General features: G+C 71.0%; 26 protein-coding genes. 3 read left to right on the forward strand and 23 right to left on the reverse strand.

Annotation, left to right across the window (positions count from 1 at the left end):
- Window positions 1-66: 66 nt before the first annotated feature.
- The 17 genes from ACX80U_RS10950 to dacB form a co-directional block, all read right to left on the reverse strand.
- Complete coding sequence (locus ACX80U_RS10950) at window positions 67-396, reverse strand: histone-like nucleoid-structuring protein Lsr2 (protein ID WP_459268413.1); 330 nt, start codon at window positions 394-396, stop codon at window positions 67-69.
- A gap of 87 nt (window positions 397-483) precedes the next feature.
- Window positions 484-639 carry a hypothetical protein gene (locus ACX80U_RS10955; RefSeq protein ID WP_459268414.1) on the reverse strand — a complete coding sequence of 52 codons (156 nt, stop codon included), beginning with the start codon at window positions 637-639 and terminating at the stop codon, window positions 484-486.
- Between the two features lie 44 nt (window positions 640-683).
- Window positions 684-2,186 (reverse strand): lysine--tRNA ligase, encoded by a 1,503-nt coding sequence (lysS, locus tag ACX80U_RS10960; RefSeq protein WP_459268415.1) that lies wholly within the window; start codon window positions 2,184-2,186, stop codon window positions 684-686.
- Window positions 2,187-2,234: 48 nt separating this feature from the next.
- Window positions 2,235-3,161: a pantoate--beta-alanine ligase gene (gene panC, locus ACX80U_RS10965; protein WP_459268416.1), complete on the reverse strand. Its 927-nt coding sequence runs from the start codon at window positions 3,159-3,161 to the stop codon at window positions 2,235-2,237.
- Window positions 3,162-3,241: 80 nt separating this feature from the next.
- Window positions 3,242-4,192 carry a Rossmann-like and DUF2520 domain-containing protein gene (locus ACX80U_RS10970; protein WP_459268417.1) on the reverse strand — a complete coding sequence of 317 codons (951 nt, stop codon included), beginning with the start codon at window positions 4,190-4,192 and terminating at the stop codon, window positions 3,242-3,244.
- Window positions 4,182-5,912 carry a PH domain-containing protein gene (locus ACX80U_RS10975; protein ID WP_459268418.1) on the reverse strand — a complete coding sequence of 577 codons (1,731 nt, stop codon included), beginning with the start codon at window positions 5,910-5,912 and terminating at the stop codon, window positions 4,182-4,184. Before ACX80U_RS10975 ends, ACX80U_RS10970 begins: the two co-directional genes overlap by 11 nt.
- Window positions 5,909-6,424, reverse strand: coding sequence for a PH domain-containing protein (locus ACX80U_RS10980; protein WP_459268419.1), 516 nt, complete (start codon window positions 6,422-6,424; stop codon window positions 5,909-5,911). Before ACX80U_RS10980 ends, ACX80U_RS10975 begins: the two co-directional genes overlap by 4 nt.
- Window positions 6,417-6,902: a DUF3180 domain-containing protein gene (locus ACX80U_RS10985; protein ID WP_133080089.1), complete on the reverse strand. Its 486-nt coding sequence runs from the start codon at window positions 6,900-6,902 to the stop codon at window positions 6,417-6,419. The genes ACX80U_RS10980 and ACX80U_RS10985 overlap by 8 nt, the downstream gene beginning before the upstream one ends.
- Window positions 6,903-6,908: 6 nt before the next feature.
- Window positions 6,909-7,400 (reverse strand): 2-amino-4-hydroxy-6-hydroxymethyldihydropteridine diphosphokinase, encoded by a 492-nt coding sequence (folK, locus tag ACX80U_RS10990; protein ID WP_133080088.1) that lies wholly within the window; start codon window positions 7,398-7,400, stop codon window positions 6,909-6,911.
- A complete protein-coding gene (folB, locus tag ACX80U_RS10995; RefSeq protein WP_459268420.1) occupies window positions 7,397-7,804 on the reverse strand; it encodes a dihydroneopterin aldolase in 408 nt (135 codons plus the stop codon). The genes folK and folB overlap by 4 nt, the downstream gene beginning before the upstream one ends.
- Window positions 7,801-8,709 (reverse strand): dihydropteroate synthase, encoded by a 909-nt coding sequence (gene folP, locus ACX80U_RS11000; protein ID WP_208740353.1) that lies wholly within the window; start codon window positions 8,707-8,709, stop codon window positions 7,801-7,803. The genes folB and folP overlap by 4 nt, the downstream gene beginning before the upstream one ends.
- Window positions 8,710-8,715: 6 nt before the next feature.
- Window positions 8,716-9,333, reverse strand: coding sequence for a GTP cyclohydrolase I FolE (folE, locus tag ACX80U_RS11005; RefSeq protein ID WP_133080086.1), 618 nt, complete (start codon window positions 9,331-9,333; stop codon window positions 8,716-8,718).
- 69 nt (window positions 9,334-9,402) lie between these two features.
- Complete coding sequence (gene ftsH / locus ACX80U_RS11010) at window positions 9,403-11,460, reverse strand: ATP-dependent zinc metalloprotease FtsH (protein WP_133080085.1); 2,058 nt, start codon at window positions 11,458-11,460, stop codon at window positions 9,403-9,405.
- 179 nt (window positions 11,461-11,639) lie between these two features.
- Complete coding sequence (gene hpt / locus ACX80U_RS11015) at window positions 11,640-12,191, reverse strand: hypoxanthine phosphoribosyltransferase (RefSeq protein WP_104116634.1); 552 nt, start codon at window positions 12,189-12,191, stop codon at window positions 11,640-11,642.
- A gap of 3 nt (window positions 12,192-12,194) precedes the next feature.
- Complete coding sequence (gene tilS / locus ACX80U_RS11020) at window positions 12,195-13,328, reverse strand: tRNA lysidine(34) synthetase TilS (protein ID WP_459268421.1); 1,134 nt, start codon at window positions 13,326-13,328, stop codon at window positions 12,195-12,197.
- Window positions 13,321-14,460, reverse strand: coding sequence for a zinc-dependent metalloprotease (locus ACX80U_RS11025; protein WP_459268422.1), 1,140 nt, complete (start codon window positions 14,458-14,460; stop codon window positions 13,321-13,323). The genes tilS and ACX80U_RS11025 overlap by 8 nt, the downstream gene beginning before the upstream one ends.
- A gap of 67 nt (window positions 14,461-14,527) precedes the next feature.
- Entirely contained in the window at window positions 14,528-15,961 is a 1,434-nt protein-coding gene (dacB, locus tag ACX80U_RS11030) for a D-alanyl-D-alanine carboxypeptidase/D-alanyl-D-alanine endopeptidase (RefSeq protein WP_459268423.1), read from the reverse strand.
- Between the two features lie 173 nt (window positions 15,962-16,134).
- On the opposite strand from dacB, the gene ACX80U_RS11035 reads away from it, so the two are divergent.
- Together ACX80U_RS11035 and ACX80U_RS11040 are read left to right on the forward strand one after the other, a co-directional pair.
- Window positions 16,135-16,701, forward strand: coding sequence for an inorganic diphosphatase (locus ACX80U_RS11035; RefSeq protein ID WP_133080081.1), 567 nt, complete (start codon window positions 16,135-16,137; stop codon window positions 16,699-16,701).
- 141 nt (window positions 16,702-16,842) lie between these two features.
- Window positions 16,843-17,472: a hypothetical protein gene (locus ACX80U_RS11040; protein ID WP_459268424.1), complete on the forward strand. Its 630-nt coding sequence runs from the start codon at window positions 16,843-16,845 to the stop codon at window positions 17,470-17,472.
- Between the two features lie 35 nt (window positions 17,473-17,507).
- Here the strand turns inward: ACX80U_RS11040 and ACX80U_RS11045 are convergent, their stop codons facing one another.
- Window positions 17,508-18,344: an HAD family hydrolase gene (locus ACX80U_RS11045; RefSeq protein ID WP_459268425.1), complete on the reverse strand. Its 837-nt coding sequence runs from the start codon at window positions 18,342-18,344 to the stop codon at window positions 17,508-17,510.
- A 44-nt stretch (window positions 18,345-18,388) separates the two neighbouring features.
- Complete coding sequence (gene serS / locus ACX80U_RS11050) at window positions 18,389-19,669, reverse strand: serine--tRNA ligase (RefSeq protein ID WP_133080078.1); 1,281 nt, start codon at window positions 19,667-19,669, stop codon at window positions 18,389-18,391.
- 67 nt (window positions 19,670-19,736) lie between these two features.
- Here serS and ACX80U_RS11055 point away from each other — a divergent pair, with 67 nt between their 5' ends.
- Complete coding sequence (locus ACX80U_RS11055; RefSeq protein WP_459268426.1) at window positions 19,737-20,906, forward strand: diacylglycerol/lipid kinase family protein; 1,170 nt, start codon at window positions 19,737-19,739, stop codon at window positions 20,904-20,906.
- 15 nt (window positions 20,907-20,921) lie between these two features.
- Here ACX80U_RS11055 and ACX80U_RS11060 read toward each other — a convergent pair whose 3' ends face one another.
- The 4 genes from ACX80U_RS11060 to ACX80U_RS11075 form a co-directional block, all read right to left on the reverse strand.
- Window positions 20,922-21,269 carry a hypothetical protein gene (locus tag ACX80U_RS11060; RefSeq protein ID WP_133080076.1) on the reverse strand — a complete coding sequence of 116 codons (348 nt, stop codon included), beginning with the start codon at window positions 21,267-21,269 and terminating at the stop codon, window positions 20,922-20,924.
- Between the two features lie 86 nt (window positions 21,270-21,355).
- Window positions 21,356-22,330, reverse strand: a complete 975-nt coding sequence (locus tag ACX80U_RS11065) for a DNA topoisomerase IB (protein WP_133080075.1) — start codon at window positions 22,328-22,330, stop codon at window positions 21,356-21,358.
- Between the two features lie 77 nt (window positions 22,331-22,407).
- Window positions 22,408-23,340, reverse strand: a complete 933-nt coding sequence (gene pheA / locus ACX80U_RS11070; RefSeq protein ID WP_133080074.1) for a prephenate dehydratase — start codon at window positions 23,338-23,340, stop codon at window positions 22,408-22,410.
- The gene (locus ACX80U_RS11075) at window positions 23,337-23,663 is read right to left on the reverse strand and encodes a rhodanese-like domain-containing protein (protein WP_133080073.1); all 327 of its coding nucleotides are present in this window, start codon (window positions 23,661-23,663) and stop codon (window positions 23,337-23,339) included. The genes pheA and ACX80U_RS11075 overlap by 4 nt, the downstream gene beginning before the upstream one ends.
- Between the last annotated feature and the right edge of the window lie 110 nt (window positions 23,664-23,773).

The raw sequence follows: 23,773 nt of genomic DNA on the forward strand, positions 1-23,773 counted from the left end.
GGGTGCGTGTTCGCCACAGGCGAGATAACGCCGGAGGGCTTCCCCTCCGGCGCCACGTGGTGGTGGTCAGCGCTGGGCGGCGCGGTAGGCCTCGACGATCTCGCTGTTGACGCGGCCACGGGAGGAGACGTTGTAGCCGTTCTCCTTGGCCCATTCGCGGATCTGGGCGGCTTCCTGGTTGCGAGAGGCGGCCGGGGCGCTCGAGCGCTGCTGCTTCGGGGAGTTGCTGCGACGGGCTGCCCCGACGTACTCGGCGAGGGTCGAGCGGAGTTCCGAGGCATGCGTCTCCGAGAGGTCGATCTCGTACTGCACGCCGTCGAGGCCGAAGCGCACGGTTTCGTCGGCTTCCCCGCCGTCGATGTCATCGATGAGAATGATCTTTACCTTCTGCGCCACAATGCTCTCCTTATTAAGTTCCTCGATATCAATGCCCCATGAATTAGTATGCGGCATTGATGAATCGAGGTCAAAAGAAGAGCATTCCTAACTCGGATCGATTTCCCGGCCGTCATTCTTTTCCCGCGCGGCCTCGCGGTTCCTCGCGTCCTCGGCGTCCTGCATTTCCTCGGCACGTGCCAGCGCCTCGCGTTCCGCGCGGTCGGCATTGAATATGGCCTTGATCACGAAGTAGAAAAGCACTGCCAAGCAGGCTGACGGCAGGAGGACCGCTACATATTCCACCGCTACTGCCCCGCCTCGGGCTTGAGAATCGGGAAGAGGATGGACTCGCGAATTCCGACGTTCGTGAAAAGCATCACGAGCCGGTCGATTCCGAGACCGATGCCGCCCATCGGCGGGGCCCCGTACTCGAGGGCCCGCAGGAAGTCCTCGTCCAGCTGCATGGCCTCGTCGTCGCCGGCCGCGGCCTGTCGGGACTGCTCGGTGAGCCGCTCGCGCTGGATCACCGGGTCGATGAGTTCGGAGAAGGCCGTGCCGCGCTCCATCCCGCCGATGATGAGGTCCCACGCCTCGATCAGCCGTGGGTCCTCCCGGTGGGGCCGGGCGAGCGGCTGCGCCGACGGCGGGTAGTCGTAGACGAAGGTCGGCTGGATGAGGGTCGGCTCCACGATCTCGGAGAAGAGCTCGAGCACCACCTTCTCCGCGCCCCAGGCCGGGTCCAGCGAGACCTCGTGGCGTTCGGCGATCGACCGCAGCTCCTCGAGTCCGGTGTCCGGCGTGACCTCCTGGCCCACCGCGGCGGACAGACCGGGATAGACGCCGAGCCAGGCCCACTCGCCGTCGAGGTCGATCGTGCCCTTCGCGGTCTCGATGGTGCGTGATCCCAGCAGGTCGGCGCAGGCGAGGATCATCTCCTTCATGCGGTCCGCCATGACGAACTGGTCGGCGTAGGCCTCGTAGCACTCGAGCATCGTGAACTCCGGGCTGTGCGTGGAGTCCACGCCCTCGTTGCGGAAGATCCGGCCGATCTCGTAGACGCGGTCGATCCCGCCGACGACGGCGCGCTTCAGGTACAGCTCCAGGGCGATGCGGAGCGTCATCTTCTGGTCGAAGGCGTTGAGGTGGGTCTCGAACGGCCGGGCCGTCGCTCCGCCGTGGACGAGCTGGAGGATGGGTGTCTCGACCTCGATGTAGTCGTGGCGGTTGAGCGTCTCGCGGAGTGTGCGCGTGATCGCGGCGCGGGTGCGGACCATCTGCCGGGCCTCCTCGCGGACCATCAGGTCCACGTAGCGCTGCCGCACGCGCGTCTCCTCGTTGACCCCGGCGTGCAGGGTGGGCAGCGGGCGGAGCGCCTTCGACGCCATGGCCCAGGAGTCCGCCATCACGGAGAGCTCGCCGCGCCGCGAGCTGATGACCTCGCCGCGCACCTGGACATGGTCGCCGAGGTCGACGAGCGCCTTCCAGTCGGCGAGGCGGTCGGGGCCGATCTCCGCGAGGCTCAGCATGACCTGGAGCCGGGTGCCGTCCCCCTCCTGCAGCGTGGCGAAGCACAGCTTGCCCGAGTTGCGGATAAAGACGACGCGTCCGACGACGGCGACCTGCCGGCCGCTCGACTCTCCCGTGGGGAGCTCGCCGAACTGCTCCCGCACCTCGCCGAGCGAGTGCGTCCGCTCCGGCCTGACCGGGTAGGCCTCGGTACCGGCGTCGAGCAGGGCCGCCCGCTTCTGCAGCCGGAAGCGCATCTGCTCGTTGAGGTCTTCCGCGGGGAGGATTTCGTCGTGAGTCACGGAAGACAAGTTTACGGCTCCGCGCCGGGCGCCGGGTGCCGGTGTGCCTCAGCCCACGACCGGCAGGAAGGTGTTGTCGATCAGGCGCACGGCACCGACCCTGGCCGCGACGACGGCGAGCGCCTGGTGCGACCGGCCATCGTCCCCGACGACGGCGAACGACGACGGGTCCACGACCTCGAGGTAGTCGAGTTCCACCAGTTCCTCGGACGCTATCTCGGCGCGCGCACGGTCGAGGTCGGGCGGTGCGCCCCGGCCGGCGGCGTCGCGCAGCCCGCGGAGCACGCGTGAGAGCACCAGCGCCGCGTCCCGCTCGGCGGGACCGAGGAAACGGTTCCGGCTCGAGAGCGCCAGCCCGTCGGCGTCGCGGACGATCGGCACGCCCTCGATGCGCACCGGCACGTTGAGATCGAGCACCATCCGGCGGATGAGGGCGAGCTGCTGCGCGTCCTTCTCGCCGAAGTACGCCCGGTACTCCGCCGTGGTGCCGGGCAGCCCGAGGTTCAGCAGCTTCGCGACCACCGTCAGCATGCCGTCGAAGTGGCCGGGCCTCGATGCCCCCTCGAGCACCTCGCCCATCCGGCCCGCGCTGACCCGGACCGAGGGTTCCCCGCCCGGGTACATGTCCTCGACGGACGGGGCGAAGACGACGTCGACCCCGCACCCGCCCAGGAGCCGGAGGTCCTCGTCGAGCGTGCGCGGATAGCGGTCGAGGTCCGCCGGGTCGCCGAACTGCAGGGGATTGACGAAGACGGACGCCACGACGACGTCGACGGCTTCCCGCGCCGTCCGTGCGAGTGCGGCGTGCCCGGCATGCAGGCCGCCCATGGTGGGGACGAGGCCGAGCGACGGCGGGCCGTCGGCTCCGCCGCGGGCGGCCGCCCGGTCCAGGAGCGCCGAGGTGGCGGTCCGGAGCTCGGCCGGGGTGGAGACGAGGAGCGGGGTGGCCGGGCGGGTGGTGCCGGTCGGGGTCACGGGAGGTCCTTCGGGGAAGTGGGAGCGGTGCCGCTGCACGGCGAGGGCGGATCAGGCGGGTGGGGAAGGATCGGGGCAGGTCAGGACGGCGGACCGGAGGGGCCGTCCTGCGGCGGGCGGGGAGGCCCGCTCCCGCCGGGGACGTCCGCGAGCGCGGCGAGGATCGCCTCGCCCTGCGCCGGCGTGAGGATGCCCCGCTCGAGAGCGCGCAGTGCGGTCGCACGGGCCATACCGAGATAGGCCTGGCGGGTGTCGGGGGCGTCGTGCGCCTCGAGGGCGGCACGGTGCGCACGGACGGTCCCGGCGTCACCGCGTGCCACCGGTCCGGTCAGGGCACCCTCGCCCGAGGACAGGGCGTTCTCGAGGGAGGCCTTCATGAGCGGGCCCAGCATGCGGTCGGGATGCTGGACGCCGAGGTCGGCGAGGAGCTGGGCGGACTGCGCGGCGATCGTCACCAGGTGGTTCGAGGCGTGGGCGAGGGCCGCGTGGTACAGCGCCCGGGACTCCTCCTCGATGACGACCGGCTCCGCTCCCATCTCCACGACGAGTGCCTGCGCGATGGGCACCACGGCGGACGGGGCGGTGATGCCGAACATGCTGTCCGGCAGGCGCCCGAGGTCCAGGCTCATCCCGGTGAAGGTCATGGCGGGGTGGATGGCCAGGGGGATGGCACCGGCCGCACGTGCGGGGCCCAGCACGGCGGTCCCGTAACGGCCGGAGGTGTGGACCACGAGCTGCCCGGCCTGCCAGACCCCGAGCTGGGCGAGCCCTTCGACCAGCGTGGGCAGGGCGTCGTCGGGCACCGTCAGCAGCACGAGTTCCGCACGCTCGATGATATCGGGGACCTCGAGGACCGGGACCCCGGGCAGCAGGTTCTCGGCGCGTTCACGGCTCGCCTCGGAGACGGCGGCCACTCCGACGACGGCGTGGCCCGCCGATCGCAGGGCCGCACCGAGGACGGCTCCGACCCTCCCCGCGCCCACGACGCCGACACCGAGCCGTCCCGGCCGGCGGGATGCGTCAGCGGCCATCAGCGGGCTCCTCCGTCCCGCCGGGCGCGGGCGCGTAGAGCGGCACCTCGGGCATCACGTCCCGGACGCCGGGGGCGGGCCGCGCATCGTCCTGCGGCGTCCCGGCGGCGTCGTGCCGGGTCTGCCCGGTGTCCGCCGTGGCGGCCGTGTCCTCCGCCCCGGTGTCCGCCGTGGCGGCCGTGTCCCCCGCGTCCCCCGTGTCCCCCGTGGCCCCCGTGGCGGCTGCCGCGGGGAGCGCGCCGGGGACGGGCTTCATCCACTGCTCGGGGCCGCTGCGGCGCCGGGCCTCGGCGGCGCGGGCGGCCTGTCCGTGGAAGAGCTCCCAGGCCGTGGCCGAGTCCGCGAGGAGGACCCGCGGATTGACCGGGCCGGGCGTCGTCTGGAACTGCAGGTTCGAAACGCGGAAGCGCCGCTCCACGGGGCCCTGCTCGATCGACAGCGACTGGGTCCGCTCGTGCGGGACGACGACGAGCTGGCGCCACAGCACGCCGGAGCGCATGAGCAGTGCCGTCCGCGTTCCGACGAAGCCGGTGCGCCGCCAGGCGAGGGGTGCCAGCCACCGGGCCCGGCGCGGAGTGGTCGCGAAGCCCTCGGCGCCGTCCCGGCCGGCCATGCCGGCGGTGAACACCTCGACCGGACGCGGCGTCCCGGGATCGGGCAGCACGAGGGCGAGGATCTGCAGCACCTCGTCGCGGGTACCGACGGGGAGGAGCGTCGCACGTGCCTGTCCCTCGCTGGAGACCGACGCCCCGTAACCGGCGACGTTCACGGTGACGCGGTACCAGCCCTTCAACCGCCAGAGCGGTGACTGCTGGATGCTCAGCGCCTGCACGCGTCCCGGCGGTACCGTCTGCGAGCGCGTGTCGAGCAGTCCGTAGCGCATGCGGATGCCGTCCGGGGAGGTCGCTGCCCGGAAGTTGTAGCCGGTGTTGAGGGCCGACCAGTAGGCGCCCACGACGCCGATGAGGATGGGGATGAAGGACGTCGCGATGATCGGCGTCTCCAGGACCACCCCGAGCGTGGTGACGACGGCGGCCGCCACGACCAGCGCCACGGTGGTCCCCGAGAGGACGGCTGCGCCGACGACCCGCGCCGGCGGGATCGCGACCACCTCCCGCTCGGGCGCCTCCACGGCCTCCTCCGGATGCTCCGGGTCCGGGTCCACGCCTGCCGCGCGCGCGAGGATCGTGGCGCGCAGCCTGCGGGCGTCGGCCAGCTTCAGGAACGCGAGCCGGACCGCGGACTCCCCCGCGTCGGCCACCTCGAACTTGAGCTCGGCGAGCCCGAAGATCCTGGCGAGGAAGGGCTGCACGATGTCGATGGCCTGCACCCGGTCGAGGCGCGCCTGCCGCTGCTGCCGGAACACGACGCCGGAGTGGACGCGCACGTGCTCGGCCGTGACCTGATAGCGCGTGAAGTACCACGAGACGAGGAAGGCAGCCGCGACGACCACCACGACGCCGAGCACGATCCCGCCGGCCACCAAGAGGCCGATGCCCTCGGGCAGGGGACCCCGCTCCCGCGATCCGCCGCTGAACAGGCCCTCGAACCAGTCCCTGCCCACGAAGTAGAGGATGGCGACGAGCGCGATCCAGCCGCGCACCAGCGGGGAGATGAAGTGGACCCGGTGCCACGTGTCGGCAGGCGGAGCGGTGGCCTCCGGTCCGTCCGGGGCGGGAGCCGCCGGGAGGCCGCCGGAGGAGCCGGGCGGGGCCGTCACAGCCCGGCCAGCCTGGCTTCTCCCCGCGCGGACAGCTGCTCGCGCAGCCTCGTGCCCTCCTCGGAGGGCAGGCCGGGGATCAGGGCGTTCGTGGCGGGGGACGCGGTGTGGAGCTTGAGCGTGCAGATCCCGAACGCGCGCTCGAGCGGCCCGACGGCGACGTCGACGTACTGCATGCGGCCGTAGGGGACCACCATGGTGCGCTGGAAGAAGACGCCCTGGCGGACCAGGAGGTCGTCGTCGCGCTCGGCATAGCCGATCGAGGCGACCTGGCGCGGCAGCAGCACGCCCCGCCACACGGCGACGACCAGCACGACGGCGGGGAGCCCCCAGGCGATCACGGGCGGCGGGAACGAGTCCCAGAGGCCCGTGAGGCGGAGGACGAGCGGGACACTCGCGAGGACGAGCCAGACCACCGACCCGATGAGCCAGCCGAGCAGCCGGACGCGCAGGTACTTCGGTGACACCCTGGACCACTCGAGCCCGGACGGGTCGATCGGTTCCCTACGCATATTCCCCCTCGATGGAGCCCGGAGCGCCCGTGCCGTCGTCGTCGGGCGGAAGCCTGCAGAAGCTCTCGACGACCAATCCCACCACAATCATCAGGATCCCGCCCACCATGAGTGCCACGGACCCCCACAGGGGTGCCGTGGTGGAGCGGACCGCCAGGAGGGCCACCTGGTCCACGAGGATCCCCGCGTGCCAGCCGAGGCTGAGCGCCCCCGCGTACGCACAGGCCTGTGCGAGGACGAGGGTGCGGGTGGCGAGGATCGGATCGAGGGGCCGATCGCGGTTGCCGTTGCGCCACCGCAGCACGCGGCGCCCGAAGACCAGGGTGATCCCGAGGATCACCGCCGTGGTGACGAGGGACGTCAGCGGCAGGGTCGGGGTGCCGTAGCCGTTGCGGGTCGCGAGCCAGTTGGCCAACCAGCCGGCGAGTCCGGCCAGCACGCCCACCAGGGCCAGCCAGCGGAACCGAAGGGTGCTCACAGCGTCCTAGACTCCCTCGAAGGGCACCAGGCCCGCAAGATCGGCGGCCTCCGCGGCGAGCCCGGCGACGGGCCGGCCGCCCAGTTCCGCCCCGGGGTCCATCCAGGCCCAGGGCTGCAGGACGAACGCACGGGACGCGGCGCGGGGGTGCGGGATCGTCAGCGCGTCGTCGTCGGAGGTCCACGCCCCGTACGTGATGATGTCGACGTCGAGCGTGCGCGGCCCCCAGCGCACCGTGCGTTTGCGGTGGTGGACGTCCTCGACGGACTGGCAGTGCGCGAGGAGCTCGTACGGTCCGAGGTCCGTCTCCACCTCGATCACCATGTTGAGGTAGTCGGGCTGCTCCGGGCCTCCCACCGGTTTCGTCCGCACCACGGGCGAGACGGCGCGGAGGCGCACGTGCTCGGAATCCACGAGGTCGGCGACGGCGCGCACCAGGGTGTCGCTGCTGGCTCCGAGGTTGCTGCCCAGTGCGAGGACCGACCGGACCGTGCTCATGCCCGGCTCCGGCGCAGCGTCACGGCGACGTCACCGAACGGCACCTCGATGGGTGCCTTCGGCTTGTGGACGGTCACGTCGACGGCGGCGACGGGGAACGCGGCCAGGACCGCCGAGGCGATCGTCTCTGCGAGGGCCTCGATGAGGTCGAAGGGCTTCCCGCCGATGATGCCGTGCACCAGTTCGGCGAGTTCCCCGTAGTGCGCCGTCCTGGCGAGGTCGTCGCTGGTCCCCGCGGGCTGCAGGTCGAGGTGGAGCACGACATCCACCGCGAAGGGCTGGCCGTCCCGGCGCTCGTGGTCGAAGACGCCGTGGTACCCCTTGGCGGTGATGCCGGTGAGCACCACCGTGTCCAGGTGCCCGGAGGGTGAACCGGGCCTGCCCGGCACGGGAACGCCGTTCACCGTCGGGTGCCGGCGGCGGCGACCTTGACGGCGTCGAGCGTCGCGGCAGGATCATGGACGCGGACGCCCCAGGCGCCGGCGGCGGCGGCCAGGGTCGCGACCGCGAGTGAGGCGGAGTCGCGTTCTCCGGGCGCCGCGGCCCTGCCCGCCGAGGTCAGGAGGGTGCCGAGGAACCGCTTGCGGGAGGCGCCGACGAGCACGCGGTGTCCCAGCCCGGTGAAGGCGTCGAGGTTCCGCAGGATCGCCCAGTTGTGCTCGTCGGTCTTCGCGAAGCCGAGTCCCGGATCGAGGATGATCTGCTCGGCGGCGACGCCGGCGGCCATGAACCGGTCGCGCAGTCCGACCAGTTCCGCGGTCACCTCCGCGACGACGTCGCCGTAGGTCGCGAGGCCGTCCATCGTCGCGGCCGTGCCCCTCCGATGGGTCAGGACGTAGGGCACGCCGCGCTCGGCGACGAGTGCCGGCATGGCGGGATCGAAGCCGGCGCCCGAGATGTCGTTGACGATCGCGGCACCCGCATCCAGTGCCTGCCGCGCGGTCTCCGCGTGCATGGTGTCGATGCTGATCAGGGCTCCGGCCTTCACGAGGGCCTTCACCACCGGGAGCACGCGGGCCAGCTCCTCCTCGACCGGCACCTGGCGGGCGTTCGGGCGGGTCGACTCCCCACCGACGTCGATGATGTCCGCACCCGCGTAGTGCATGCGGAGGCCGTGGCCGATCGCGTCGTCGGTGGTGGCGTACCTGCCGCCGTCGCTGAAGGAGTCCGGAGTGACGTTCAGGATCCCCAGGACGACGGCGCGGTCCGCCGGCAGGTCCCCGACGGCCTTTGCCACCCGGACCGGCCGGAGGACGGGCAGCGGCGAGGTCGCCGGCCCCGTCCCGGGCGCTGCAGCGAGAGAATCCATGGGGTCCTACCTTCCGAGTATGAGGCTCATCGCCTCGGCACGCGTCGCCGTCTCACGGATCTGGCCGCGCACGGCTGACGTGACGGTCTTTGCTCCGGGTTTCCGCACCCCGCGCATCGACATGCACATGTGTTCGCATTCGATGACGACGATCGCGCCCTTAGGCTTCAGGTGCTCCATCATCGCATCGACGATCTGCGTGGTCAGCCGTTCCTGGACCTGGGGGCGCCGGGCGTAGACCTCCACGAGGCGCGCGAGCTTGCTGAGGCCGGTGACGCGGCCCTCCTCCGACGGGATGTAGCCGAGGTGGGCCGTCCCGTGGAACGGCACCAGGTGGTGCTCGCAGGTGGAGTAGAACGGGATGTCCTTCACCAGCACGAGTTCCTGGTGGTTCAGGTCGAACGAGGTGGACAGCACCTCGCTGGCATCCTGGTGCAGCCCCGCGAACATCTCCGCATACGCCTTCGCCACCCGCTTGGGCGTCTCGAGCAGGCCGTCCCGATCCGGGTCCTCGCCGATCGCCGCCAGGATCTCCCGGACCGCCCGCTGGATGCGGACCTGGTCCACGGGGGAACCGGTGGCTTCCAGCGCGGCCTCCACCACCTCGTCGTCGAAATCAGTCACAGCTCTTCCACCCCTTCCTCGGACACTGCTCGCCACCGGCCCCCTGGCCGGTGGCGTACTCCTGCGGGACTAGCCGTCCCGGCTGTCCCCGGGGCGGTCGCCCGACTCGGGCGACGGGAGGTCCGAGCCCCGGACGTCGAAATCACCGGGGATGTCCGCCTCGGCGATCTGGTCCTGCGGCGCCACGGATTCCGGGGTGGGCCGGCCGCTCTCCAGTGCTTCCGCGCGTTCCTTCGGGGACGTGACCGGCGGCAGCGAGTGCACGGGGCGCGTCTGCTTGGACAGCCACACCTCGCGCAGGTCGCGCTTGCGCACGTTGTGGAAGACCTCGGCGATCTCCGCCTGGTTGAGCGTCTCGCGCTCGAGCAGCTCGAGCGCCAGCTGGTCCAGGACGTCGCGGTTCTCGGTGAGGATCTGGTACGCCTCGTCGTGCGCGTTGTCGATCAGGCGGCGGACCTCCTCGTCGACCACCAGGGCGATCTGGTCGGAGTAGTCGCGGTCGCTGCCCATGTCGCGGCCGAGGAAGGGCTCGCCGGCTCCCTGGCCGAGCTTCACGGCGCCGATGCGCTCGCTCATGCCGTACTGGGTGACCATCTTGCGAGCGGTCCCCGTGGCCTTCTCGATGTCGTTGGAGGCACCCGTGGACGGGTCGTGGAAAACGATCTCCTCGGCCACCCTGCCGCCCATGGCGTAGGCGAGCTGGTCGAGCAGTTCGTTCCTGGTCACCGAGTACTTGTCGTCGCTCGGCATGACCATCGTGTATCCGAGGGCGCGTCCGCGCGGCAGGATGGTCACCTTGGTCACGGGGTCGGTGTTGCGGAGCGCCGCCGCCACCAGGGCGTGGCCGCCCTCGTGGTACGCCGTGATCTTCCGTTCGAGTTCCTTCATCACGCGGCTGCGCTTCTGGGGACCGGCGATCACGCGGTCGATGGCCTCGTCGAGTGCGCGGTCGTCGATCAGCTGGGCGTTCGAACGGGCCGTCAGGAGTGCCGCCTCGTTGAGGACGTTCGCGAGGTCCGCGCCGGTGAAGCCTGGCGTCTTCTTCGCCACGGCCTTCAGGTCCACGTTGGACGCCATGGGCTTGCCCTTGGCGTGCACCGAGAGGATGTGCTCGCGGCCCTTCATGTCGGGGGCCTCGACGCCGATCTGGCGGTCGAAGCGTCCCGGGCGCAGGAGCGCGGGATCGAGGACGTCGGGACGGTTGGTCGCGGCGATCAGGATGACGTTGGTGGTCGCGTCGAAGCCGTCCATCTCGACGAGGAGCTGGTTCAGGGTCTGCTCGCGCTCGTCGTTGCCACCACCGACGCCCGCACCGCGGTGGCGGCCGACGGCGTCGATCTCGTCCACGAAGATGATGGCGGGCGAGTTGTTCTTCGCCTGCTCGAACAGGTCGCGGACGCGGGACGCGCCGACGCCGACGAACATCTCGACGAAGTCGGATCCGGAGATGGAGTAGAAGGGGACGCCGGCCTCACCGGCGACGGCGCGTGCGAGGAGGGTCTTGCCGGTCCCGGGAGGGCCGTACAGCAGGACGCCCTTGGGGATCTTGGCGCCGAGGGCCTGGAACTTGGCGGGCTCCTGCAGGAACTCCTTGATCTCGAGCAATTCCTCGACCGCCTCGTCGGCACCCGCGACGTCGTTGAACGTCACCTGGGGCATGTCCTTGGAGATGAGCTTGGCCTTGGACTTGCCGAACTGCATGACCTTGGAGCCGCCGCCCTGCATGCGGCTGAGCAGGAACCAGAAGATGACGCCGAGGATCAGGATGGGGAAGATCAGGCCGGCGAGGCTGAGCAGCCAGTTGCTCTCGGCGGGCTGGTCGGTGAAGCCGTCGGTGTCCGAGGTGTTGATGGCATCGACGACGCTCTCCGCGCGGGCGGTGCTGTAGTAGAACTGGACGCTCTCGCCCTTGCCCTCGTAGTCCTCACGGAGGGTGAGGTCCACGCGCTGCTCGCCGTCGTAGATCTTGGCCTGCGACACCTTGTCATCTTCGAGGAGCTGGAGCCCGACGTTGGTGTCGACGCGGGAACTGCCCGTGCCGAAGAGGCTCGGGAGGACCAGGAGGAGCGCAACGACCGCGAGGATGATCCAGAAGAAGGGCCCCTTGAAGATGTTCTTGAATTTCATACGTCTCAGGGCAGCAAGCCCTGTCCCTCCTGCTGATGCAAGTAAAAGTGTGCGGGCGCACTGCTGCGTGGGTGCCCGTGGAGCACCTCAACATATACACCGTCCGAGATTCACCACGCGCGGATTGTGGCAATAGTTCCCTCTTGGCGTACTCCCCGCATGGGGCGAGGGGGAATCCCCTATTCGTAGACGTGCGGCGCGAGGGTGCCGATGAAATCGAGGTTGCGGTACTTCTCGGCGAAATCGAGGCCGTAGCCGACGACGAATTCGTTGGGGATGTCGTAGCCCACGTATTTGACGTCGATATCGACCTTCGCGGCGTCGGGCTTGCGCAGCAGGGTGCAGATCTCGACCGATGCCGGTCCGCGGGACAGGAGGTTGGCCTTGAGCCAGGACAGCGTCAGACCGGAATCGATGATGTCCTCGGCGATCAGGACGTGCTTGCCCATGAGGTCGGTCTCGAGGTCCTTGAGGATCCGGACCACGCCGGAGGACTGCGTTCCCGAGCCGTAGGACGAGACCGCCATCCAGTCCATGGTGATGTGGGAGTGGAGTGCGCGTGCGAGGTCCGCCATGACCATCACCGCACCCTTCAGGACACCCACGAGGAGGATGTCCCGGCCCTGGTAGTCGGCATCGATCTGCTGGGCCAGCTCGTTGATCCGCTGCTGGATCTCTTCCCTGGTGTAGAGGACGTGCTTGAGATCTGACTGGACGTCGTTGGAATCCACCGATTACTCCTGGGTTGGACGGCGCGACTGCTTCACGCCGGGGCCATTGCTTCTAAGGACAAGATTGCCATAGCTCGGCTCTCCCCGGAGAACCGCCCGCCCCCGCACCTGGCGGTGGACGCTCACCTTCCCGCCCAGTTGCACCGGACCGGCGGACCCCTTCCTGTCGAGCAGGGACTCGGCGGCGCGGAGGCGTTCGAAGCTCGGCTGGAAGGCCCCCAGTTCGAGCGCGGCGAGGGCGAGGACCCGCTGCCTCAGGGCTGCGGGCAGGTCCCTCAGCCCTTTCTCGGACAGCAGGATGCCGCCGTCGTCGAGCCGCCGGAGCTGCTGGTAGGCCTCGGCGCTCAGGCGTTCGAGGTGGTCCGCGTCCTGCCCGAGGATCCGTGCGGTCCGGGACAGCGCCTGGGCGATGCCCGGGCCGAGCTGCTCCTCGAGGAACGGCAGCACGTCGACGCGGACGCGTGAGCGGGCGTAGGCCGGGTCGAGGTTCGTCGGGTCGTGCCAGGGGTCGAGCCCGTAGAAGTCGCAGATGGCCTCGGTGTCCGAGCGGCGCAGTTCGAGGAACGGGCGGACGTAGAGGCCGCGGCGTGCGGGCATCCCTGCGAGCGAGCGTGTGCCGGAACCGCGCGCCAGCCCGAGGAGCACCTGTTCCGCCTGGTCGTCGAGGGTGTGCCCGAGCAGCACGGCGGCGGCTCCGAGCCGCGCGGCGGCGTCGTCGAGTGCCGCATACCGGGTGGTCCTGGCCGCCGCCTCGGGTCCCATGCCCTCGCGTTCGACGGCGACGCGCCGCACCTCGACGGGGTCGAGGCCGAGTTCGCGCGCGGCGCCGGCGGCGGCCGCGGCCGTCCGCGCACTGCCGGCCTGCAGTCCGTGGTCGACGACGACGGCCCCGACGCGACAGCGGCCCGTGTGCGCGAAGTGCGCCGCGACGGCCGCCAGGGCCAGTGAATCCGGTCCGCCGCTGCAGGCGACGAGCACCAGCGGCAGGTCCCGGGCGGCACTGCCGCCAGGGGCACCCGACGATGCGGGCTCGGCACGGTCCTGCCGCACCGGATCCGCCAGGAGTCCCTGCAGGCTCGCCTCGAGCAGGTTGCGTGCGGCCCCGACGGCGGGAAGCAGCCGGGGGCGCCTAGCCATGACGGCGAAGGCTCATCCTGTCGATCCACTCGTCGGCGGCGTGGATCTCCCGCTCGGTGGGCAGGTGCGAGGCGGACTCCCAGACCGCGTTGAAGCCCTCCATGCCCGTCTGGCTGACGACGCGGCGCACGAACCTCGAGCCGTCGCTGTACTGGCGCATCTTCGCGTCCAGTCCCAGGAGCTGCCGGATGACCTTCTCGAGCGGCCCGCGGGACTTCCCCCGGGCGTTGAAACGGCGACGGATGGTCTTGACCGACGGCACGATGCTCCCGTCCACACCGTCCATCACCACGTTCGCGTGGCCCTCGAGCAGGCTCATGACGGCGGTGAGGTGGGACAGGCGCGCCTTGTCGTCCGGGTCCTGCAGGATCGACAGCACGCCGACCTCCTGGGACGGCAGGGCGTCCACGGCCGGACCCTCCCCGCGGGCACGCGCCCTGCCCGCGGCGATGTTCCTCACGGCCGCACCGAGGCGCTCCGAGACAGTGTCCGCCTTACCCATCAGCCCGGACGTCAGCTGGCCGATGTGGCTCGTCATGTGGTCCTTGAGCCAGGGGGCCGCGGCGAACTGGACGCGGTGCGTCTGCTCGTGGAGGCACACCCACAGCCGGAAGTCGGACGGGTCCACGTTCAGTTCCCGCTCCACCGAGATGATGTTGGGCGCCACGAGCATCAGCCGCCCGCCCTGCCCGTTGCGCGACGGCACGAACGGATCGTACTGGCCCAGGACCTTGCTCGAGAGGAACGCCAGGATGGCACCGAGCTGTGCCCCCGTGACCGTTCCGCCGAGGGCGAGGGACGCCGACCTCAGGACCTCGGGACGGGATGCCGCGAGCTGGTCCAGGGCAGGTTCCATGAGCGTGCGGAAGCTCTGGGAATTGGCCCTCGACCACGTCGCGCGGTCGACGACGAGCAGCTCGGAGTCCCGCAGGTCCCGCGCGGCGTCGAGCCGGGAGATGGCGTGGACGTGGCCGACGGACGCATCGGCCAGCTCCCGCATGTTCTGGACGGCGCGGGCGATGTCCGCGGGCGCCATGGTGGGTCCGGCAGGGGCCAGCGATGCCGCGGTGGAGGCCGCGACGTCCCAGTTGACCAGCTGCGGACGGGGTGCTGCGGGCTCGTTCCTGGACATGCGCCTATTCGATCACATCCTGCCGACGGCGGCTCCCAGAGAACGGGCAGGATCAGCCCGTAGGGGCTCAGCGGCAGCCGCATCCCGCGAGCAGTCCGGCCGCGCGGTCCGCCGCGGCGCGCGCCTCCGCCGTGGTGCCGTCGAGTCCGGAGGCGAGGAAGGAGAAGACGAGCAGGCGGCCGTCGGCGGTGACGACGTGCCCCGTGAGCCCGGTGACGGCATTGAGCGTCCCCGTCTTCGCACGGACGGTCCCCGCACCCGCACCCGCCCCGTCCTCGGCGGTGAACCGTGTCGCCAGCGTCCCGGTCAGGCCGGCGATGGGGAGCGATCGCGCGACGGCGGCGAGGCCGGGCTCCTGCGACGTGGTGGTGCCGCGGACCAGCTGGGCGAGGTGGGCCGGGGACACGGCGTTGCGGACGGACAGTCCTGCTGCGTCGCCGACGCTGAGCCCCTCCTGGGGCACGCCGAGGCGGACGGCCGCGGCGGTGATCGCCTCGGTGGCTCCCCCGAAGGATGCCGGCCGTCCGCTCTCGAGCGCGGCGATCCGCGCCAGGGCTTCGGCGAGGTAGTTGTCGGAGATCTCGAGCATGTGGCGCATCTGCTCCTCCAGCGGCGCGGAGGCGACGGCGGCGACGGTCTCGGCGTCCTCGGGAGCCACTTGGCGTCGGACATCGGGGCCCACCGCGATCCCGCGGTCCCCGGCTGCCGCCACGAGCGCGGCGGTGAACGCATGGGCGGCGTCGAGCGCGGCGTCCTGGGATCGCGGCCCGCCGGTCCTGCCTTCCTCGAGCCATGCCGAGTTGACGGCGAGCGCGTGGACCGGCGCGACCTCCCCCGCCTGGACGTCGCCGTCCGCCCAGGTCGGGTTGAGGGTGGCACCGGCGAAGAGGGAGTCGTCGAGGTAGACGCTGTAGGGGCCGGAGCCGTCGGGCAGGGCGTCGGCCGCGTCGGCGGCGAGGGTGGCGAGGCCTGCCCGCCCGATCACGGCGTCGGGGTCGGAGGGGCCGGAGCCGAGGAGGACGTCACCCCCGCCGCGCAGGTAGAGCGCTCCGGGCGCGGCCCTCGAGGTGAGGACCGTCGTCTCCAGCACCTGGTCCGGCCGGCCGAAGGTCATGGCCGCGACGGCGGTGAGGAGCTTGATGTTCGACGCCGGGGGCTGCGGGCGGTCGGCGTCCCTCGCGTAGAGCACGGCACCGTCCGCGGAGTCGATGACGGTGCCCGCGAAGCTCCCGGGCCCGGGGATCGCCAGGGCGGCGTCCAGCTGTGGGCCGAGGACCGCGGGGTCCGGTGCGGGCGCCGCCGGGGAGAGGGGGGTCACGACGTCGGGCAGGGGGACCGCCGTCGGCGGCACCTGCGGGGAGGGCGTCACGGGAGGTGCCGAAGGGGCGGGATTTACGGCCGCGAGGACCCGGGGCGTCAGGTACACGGCCAGGGGTACGGCGATCCCCGCCATCACCAGGACCAGGAGGAGACCGGTCAGCAGGCGGAGCGGGCGCTTCATGGTGTCCTTTCGCAAGGTCCGGCGGGGCAGCGCCGCAACCACGAGGAAATGCTCTGGTACCGGCGGCCGACCGATATGTTAGGGCTGACGAATGAAACACTAGACCGGCCGGGCGGCCCTCCAGCGGAGGGCGCGGCCGCCGGCTGCCACCGCACCTAGCCCCAGGAGTTGCCATGAAGCTCGACGTCACCATCGAGATCCCGAAGGGATCGCGCGTCAAGTACGAGATCGACCACGACACCCACCGGCTGCGCCTCGACCGCGTCCTGTTCACGGCCATGCAGTACCCCACGCACTACGGCTACTTCGAGAACACGCTCGGCGAGGACGGCGATCCGCTGGACGCGCTCGTCCTGCTGCAGGACTTCGACCTCATCCCGGGCGTGCTCGTCGAGTCGCGCCCGATCGGCGTCTTCAACATGACGGACGACGGCGGCGGGGACGCGAAGGTGCTGTGCGTACCCGTGGATCCCCGCTTCGACCACATCAAGGACCTGTCCGACGTCTCGGACTTCCTGCTCGACGAGATCAAGCACTTCTTCACGAAGTACAAGGACCTCGAGCCGGGCAAGTGGGTCGAGGCCGCCGACTGGGCCGGGCGCGAGGAGGCCGAGGCCGAGGTCGAGGCGTCGCTGAAGCGCTTCCAGGAGATCGGCGAGGGCAGCGCGCAGGACGAGCCCCAGGGCCGCTCCGTCGATGTGGAGGCGAAGAACGCCACGGAGACCCCCGAGGGCCGCTAGGACGTCCCCTGCAGGAGCTCCCGCCGGGGACGGCGGGAGCTCCTGCGTTTCCGGCCCCTCCTCCGCCCGCTGCCGGGCCCTGAGCCGCCCCGATCAACCGGAAGGCGTTGATTTCGGCGGTAGGTCCCCCATACTGGGGCCATGCACTACGTCCTGACCATCAACCAGCGTGACTCGCGTGAGGCCGGGGACCTGGTCGGCGACCTCCTCAGGGTCCTGCGCCGGCTCCCCACCGTGATCCCGTTCCAGCGCTCCGTCGGCGACGAGGTGCAGGGCGTCGTGGATGCGGCGTCCACGGCGGTCGACGCCGCGCTGCAGGCCATCCGCTACCGGCGCTGGCACGTGGGTATCGGCGTCGGCGGCCTCACGCCCCCGGTCCCCGAGCGGCTCGTCGACGCGCAGGGCTACGGCCTCGTGTACGCGCGCCGCGCGGTGGACCGCGCCCGGAAGACCGGCGAGCGGATCCCCCTCGCGGTGGAGGGGCCCGACGGCGGTATCGCGGCCGAGGCCGAGGCGGTCCTGCGACTGCTCGGGCAGATCGTGTACACGCGTACGGACGCGGAGTGGGCCGTCCTGGACCTCATGACGCCGGGTGCCCGCGGGCAGCAGAAGTACGTCGCGCAGGAACTCGGCATCACCACGCAGGCCGTGAGCCGCGCCGTCGTCCGCTCGCACTGGATGGAGGAGTGGGCCACGCGGCCCGCGGCAGCCCGCCTGCTGGACCTCACGCACGGACCGGCATCACTGCCCGAGGCGGCCCTGGAGTACTGACGGGGTCGGACGGAGTCGGACGGAGTCAGACGGAGTCAGACGATCGAGCGCAGGACCTTCGCGGCGCCGTCGTCGTACACGCTGCCGGTGACCTCCGAAGCCACCGCACGGACCTCCTCGGGTGCCTGCCCCATCGCGACCCCACGGCCGGCCCACTCGAGCATCTCGACGTCGTTCCGGCCGTCGCCGACGGCGACCGTGAGGCTGCGGTCGGTCCCGAGGCGCCGCCGGAGGGCCTCCAGGGCGCTGGCCTTCGTGACGCCCGAGGCGGCGATGTCCAGCCAGGCGGTCCAGCCCACGGAGTAGGTCACCCCGTGCAGCCCGATCGACGCGACGGCGTTCCCGAACTCGTCGGCCGAACTATCGGTGCTGAACACCACGACACGCACGGCCCGGCTCTCGAGCATCTCCTCGAAGCCGACGCTCTGCGCCTCGGAACCGAAGCTCGCGTCCTGGAAGCTCTCCGTGGACAGGAAGCGGCCGCGGTCGTCCTCGAGCGCGTACTTGGCGGAGGGGAGCCGCTCGCGGAGCGCGGTGAGGGCGGGTCTCGGATCGAAGGTGACGCGTTCGAGGACCTCGAATCCCTCCGGCAGCGCCGCGTCGATCCTCAGTGTGACCCCGCCGTTGGAGCAGACCGCGTAACCGCGCGTGATACCGAGGAGCCGGATCACGGGGAGGGTGGCCCCGAGGGACCGGCCCGTGGCGATGATGACGTCGTGCCCGGCTTCGATGACGGCCCGCGCGGCGTCCCGCACCTCTTCGGTCATCGACCCCTCGTGATCCACGAGGGTGCCGTCGACGTCGAGGGCGACGAGGTGGTGCTTCCTGTTCTCCTGCCGGTCATCGATGCCGGCATCGCTCAAAGTACTCATGGTTCAGTGAACCAGACCTCACTGAAGCCCCGGTAGGACGGCGCTCACAGTACCGGAAGTGTTTCCAGACCGTTAAGATAAGGCCGCAGCGCCGCCGGTACGGTGACGGAACCGTCCGGGTTCTGGTGGTGCTCGAGGATCGCCACGATCCAGCGGGTGGTCGCCAGCGTCCCGTTCAGGGTGGCGACGGCGCGCGTCCCCTTCTGGCCCTCCCCGTCCTGGCGCTCGCGGATGTTCAGCCGGCGGGCCTGGAAGGTCGTGCAGTTCGACGTCGACGTCAGCTCGCGGTAGTCCCCCTGGGTGGGGACCCACGCCTCGCAGTCGAACTTCCGTGCGGCGGACATCCCGAGGTCACCGGCCGCCGTGTCGATGACGCGGTACGGCAGTTCCACCTTCGCGAGCATCTCCTCCTCCCAGGCGAGCATGCGCTCGTGCTCCGCAGCGGCGTCCTCGACGGTCGTGTAGGTGAACATCTCGACCTTGTTGAACTGGTGCACGCGGATGATGCCGCGCGTGTCCTTGCCGTGGGACCCCGCCTCGCGGCGGTAGCAGGAGGACCAGCCGGCGTACCGGACCGGACCCGCACCGAGGTCGAGGATCTCGTCCGAGTGGTACCCGGCCAGCGCCACCTCGGAGGTGCCCACGAGGTACAGGTCGTCCGCCTCGAGCCGGTAGATCTCGGCGTCGTGGGCGATGTCGAAGCCGGTGCCCTGCATGGTCTCGGGCCGCACCAGGGTAGGGGTGATCATCGGGATGAAGCCGGCGCGGATCGCCTGGTCGAGGGCCATCTGCAGCAGGGCGAGCTCGAGGCGGGCACCGACGCCCTTCAGGAAGTAGAAGCGCGAACCGGACACCTTGGCGCCGCGCTCCATGTCGATGGCGCCGATCAGCTCGCCGATCTCGAGGTGGTCGCGGGGCTCGAAACCCTCGGCCGCGAAGTCCCGCGGGGTGCCGACCTTCTTCACCACGACGTAGTCGTCCTCGCCGCCCTCGGGGACGCCGTCCTGCACGAGGTTCGGCAGCTTGCGCAGGAGCGCCTCCTGCTCGGCCTTGGCCTCCTCGGAGCGTGCCGCGGCGGCCTTGACGGACGCCGCGAGTTCCTTGACCTCGGCCAGGAGTGCCTGCTTCTCCTCGCCCTTGGCCTGGGCCACCCGCTTGCCGAAGGCGTTCTGCTCGGCGCGCAGCGTCTCGTAGGCCGTCACGGACTCCCGCCGCGTCGTGTCCGCCGCGAGGACGGCGTCGACGAGGGACTCATCCGCCCTGCGGGCGCGCTGCGATGCTCGGAACTGCTCGGGATTCAGGCGGAGGTCGTTGACGTCGATCACCCGTCAAGACTACCCAAACCCGGCGGCACGGCCGCCCGCGGTGGCCGTGCCGCTATTCTGGATGACCATGCGCCGCAAACTGCTTGCCGGAACCGCCGCGGCGTCCGCCGCCGTCGCGTCCCTCCAGACGTACTGGTCCGTCCGGCGGCTGCAGCAGACCCGCACCCCCACCGCCTCCGTCCACGAGCCGACGCCGGTGGCGGCGGGCCCGCAGCGCGTCGCACTCGTGCTGAATCCCTCGAAGCTCCAGGCCGACGCGACGCGTGCCCTCGTGGAGCAGGCGTGCTCGGACGCCGGCTGGGAATCCCCGCTCGTCCTCGAGACCACCATCGAGGATCCGGGCACGGGGCAGGCCGCGCAGGCACTTGCGGCCGGGGCCGACGTCGTCATCGCGGCCGGCGGCGACGGCACGGTGCGTGCCGTGGCGCAGGCACTCGCGCACCAGCCCGCCGCGCTCGGCCTGCTGCCCCTCGGGACCGGGAACCTCCTCGTCCGGAACCTCGGCCTGCCGTACAACGACATCGCGGGCTGCCTCCGGCTCGCCCTGCACGGCTCCGAGCGGCGCATCGACATGGCCCGGATCAGGCTGCGCAACGACCGCAGCGAGGTGGTGTCCGAGCACCCGTTCCTCGTCATGGGCGGCGTGGGCTTCGACGCGAGCGTGGTGGCCGACGCGAAGCAGGACCTGAAGGAGAAATTCGGCTGGCTCGCCTACAGCGAGGCCGGAGTGCGCCACCTGCCCGGCAGGCGCCGGCGCATCTCGATCAGCCTCGACGGACAGCCGCCGCAGAGCAGGAAGGTCCGCAGCCTCCTCGTCGCGAACTGCGGCAAGCTGCCGGCGGGGGTGGATTTCGTGCCAGACGCCGTGATCGACGACGGCTACCTCGACGTCGTGGTGCTGAGCCCCCGCAGCCTGCTCGGCTGGACCTGGATGGCCGCGAAGATCCTCTCGCGGCACCGCGGCGTCATCCCGGTCATCAGCTACTACCGCGCCCGGGAGGTGACCGTCTGGTCAGCCGATCCGATCGCCACCCAGCTCGACGGCGATCCCTCCGGTTCCATCACCTCGCTGACCGCCCGGGTGGACCCGGACGCACTGATGGTCCGGGTGCCGGTGACGGCTCCCGGACCATCAGGGTCCTCGGTGCTGCCGCTGCCCGACTGGCACCGGCGGTGGCCCAGGACGTGGCAGCAGGGCTGGCAGCGGGGCCGGCAGAAGGTCCTGCGCCGCCCCTAGGGCCGGTCGTCCGTCCTAGCGGTCGCGGTCCGTGTACTCGCCCTGGCCCTCGGGCTCGTCGATGAGGGGCTTGTCCTTGTCGGTGTACTCGCCCTCCTCGGCCGGGTCCTGCGACGAGGTGTAGCCACCGGAGGCTCCGGCGGGATCCGAGCTGGTGTAGTGGCCCTCCTGCTCGGAGGCGTCGACGGCCTCCGACGGGTCGCGGTCGGCGCGGCCGGCCTGCTCGTTGATCAGGGCCTGCTCCTCGGCGAAGCGGACGTCGTTCCCCTGGTCGCCCATATCGCCCTGCCAGTTGGGGTCCGACGTCGAGCCGTCGCCCTCGTTGGGGTTCACGATGTGTCCTCCATGAGCGTTCTCGGTCATGATGCTTCCTTTCGTCGAAGGATGCGCTCCTCGTTGGGCGCCCGCTGCCAGCGTACTGACCGGCGGGATGGTTGGAAATGTGCTGTTCAGTCGCGCAGGAGTTCCTGCACGGCCTTCTCCGAGGCGGAGTAGGTGGTGATGGGGATGACCTCGCCGCTCATGAACCGGTCCACGAGCCTCGGGTCGACGTACGAGCTCCTGGCGACGGTCGGCGTGTTGCCGAGGTGGTCGGCCACGGCCTTCATGGTCGCCGTCACGGCCTTCTGGCGGGCCGTGCGGCTCGTCGCCTTCAGGTCCTCCTTGGCCAGCGCCATGGCCGCGACGACGGTGGCCTGCCAGGTCCGGAAGTCCTTCGCCGTGAACGGACCGCCGGTCACCTGCCGGAGGAACTCGTTGAGCAGGGAGCCGTCCACGTGGTGCCACTTGCCGTCCTCCGTCTGGTAGGCGAGCACCGTGTCGGCGTCCTCGCGCTCCATCATGGGCCGCAGGGCACCGGCGAGGTCCTCGTCCTCGAGCCGCGTCTCCCAGTGCTGCCCGCTTTTCCCGGGGAAGTCGAAGGTGATGATGGAGCCCTCGATCGTGCAGTGCTCCACGAGGAGGGTCGTGACGCCGAAGGAACCGTTCGCCTCGGCGTACTGGGCCGACCCGATCCTCAGCGCCCCGGCGTCGACGATCCGCAGCGCCGCAGCGAATGCGCGTTCCCTCGTCACGCCATCACTGCGCAGGTGCTGTGTGATGGCCCGGCGGGCGCTCGGCAGCTTCGCTCCGAAGTCCAGGGCGCGGTCGAACTTCTCGCGGTCCTTCTGCTCGCGCCATGCAGGGTGGTACATGTACTGGCGCCGGCCGGCGTCGTCCGTGCCGATCGCCTGGACGTGCCCGTTCGGATAGGGCGCGATCCATACGTCCTTCCACGCCGGCGGGATCACGAGGTCCCGGATGCGCTCGATCTCGTCGCGGTCCTGCAGCAGCTCGCCGTTCGGGGCGCGGTAGCTGAACCCCTTGCCGTGGCGGCGGCGGGTGATACCGGGCCTGCGCGTGTTGCTGCGGCGCAATCGAGCCATCGTGGAACCAGCCTTTTGTGGGAGGAGGACCTTCGATAGTAAGCCTACTGTGCTTTCGGTCCTCCCGGTGCCCCCCGCTATCGCCCTCCGGTGATCCCGCCCAGCCAGGCATCGGCGGCACCGAAGGCGTCGTCGGACGTGTGGCGTTCGACGGCGGGGGTGCGGCGGTCGGCGCGGGCGTAGGACCCGAGGAAGCGCAGTCCCGGACTGATCCGGTGCAGCCCCTTGAGGGCGTCGGCCACACGGGCGTCCTCGACATGGCCGTCGGCGTCGACGCTGAAGAAGTAGTCCCCGAGGAAGTGGCCCGTGGGCCTGGATTCGATGCGGCTCAGGTTGACGCCGCGCGCCGCGAACTGGTCGAGGATCTGCATCAGCGCACCCGGGTGGTCGTCGGGCAGGGGGATCACGAGGGTGGTCTTGTCGGCCCCTGTGCGTGGCGGCAGGGCGTCCGGCCTGCCCACCAGCACGAAGCGCGTGACGGCGTCGGTGACGTCCCCGATGTCGGCCGCGAGGACCGCGAGTCCGAGGCGCCCGGCGACGAGGGGGGAGCAGATGGCGGCGTCGTAGCCCGCATCCGTGTCGGCCAGCCCGTACGCGGCGGCGGCGGTCGACGAGGCCGGGAAGTATTCCGCTTCGCGTATATGAGCGTCGACCCAGTTGCGGCACTGCGCCCAGGCGTGACCGTGCGTGGCGATGCGGCGGACAGCGTCGAGCGGCGTGCCCGGACGGGCAGCCAGCACGAACGTGATCGGCACGAGCTCCTCGCGCAGGATCCGGAGCGGTTCACCCACGGCGATGGCGTCGAGGGTGGCGCTCACCCCGCCCTCCACGGAGTTCTCGATGGGCACCATCGCCGCATCCACGGTTCCGGAGCGGACGGCGTCGAGCGCCGCGCCGACCGTCGACGCCGGGACACGGCGTGCGTCCTCCGCCCCCGGCACCTGGAGCAGTGCGGCTTCCGTGAAGGTCCCCTCAGGACCCAGGTAGGCGTAGGAATCGGACCGAGTCACAGGACGGTCGGCTCGCTGCCCGTCTCGGACACCATCGGCTTGCCGGCCTCGAGCCAGGCACCCATGCCGCCGCTGACGTTGACCGCCGTATAGCCGTTGCCCTCGAGCCACTGGGCTGCGCGCTGCGAGCGGCCACCGCTGCGGCAGATGACGTGCAGGTCCTCGTCCGGATCCAGTTCGCCCAGCCGGGCGGGAAGCTGGTCGAGCGGGATGTGCAGCGCGCCGTCGACGTGGCCCGCCTCCCACTCGTAGTCCTCGCGCACGTCGAGGATCCTCGCGTCGTCGGGCACGGCCGTCACCGGTACGTTCTGGGGTTCGCTCATGCGCCTACCTTTTCACGGCCCGGTGGGGTGCCGCCATTGCTACGGCCGCACCGGGCGGGGGAACGGCTCCTATAGTTGTCCTTGTCGTTTCTTCACGGGCCCATGGCGCG

It is taken from the genome of Arthrobacter sp. TmT3-37, assembly GCF_054510835.1.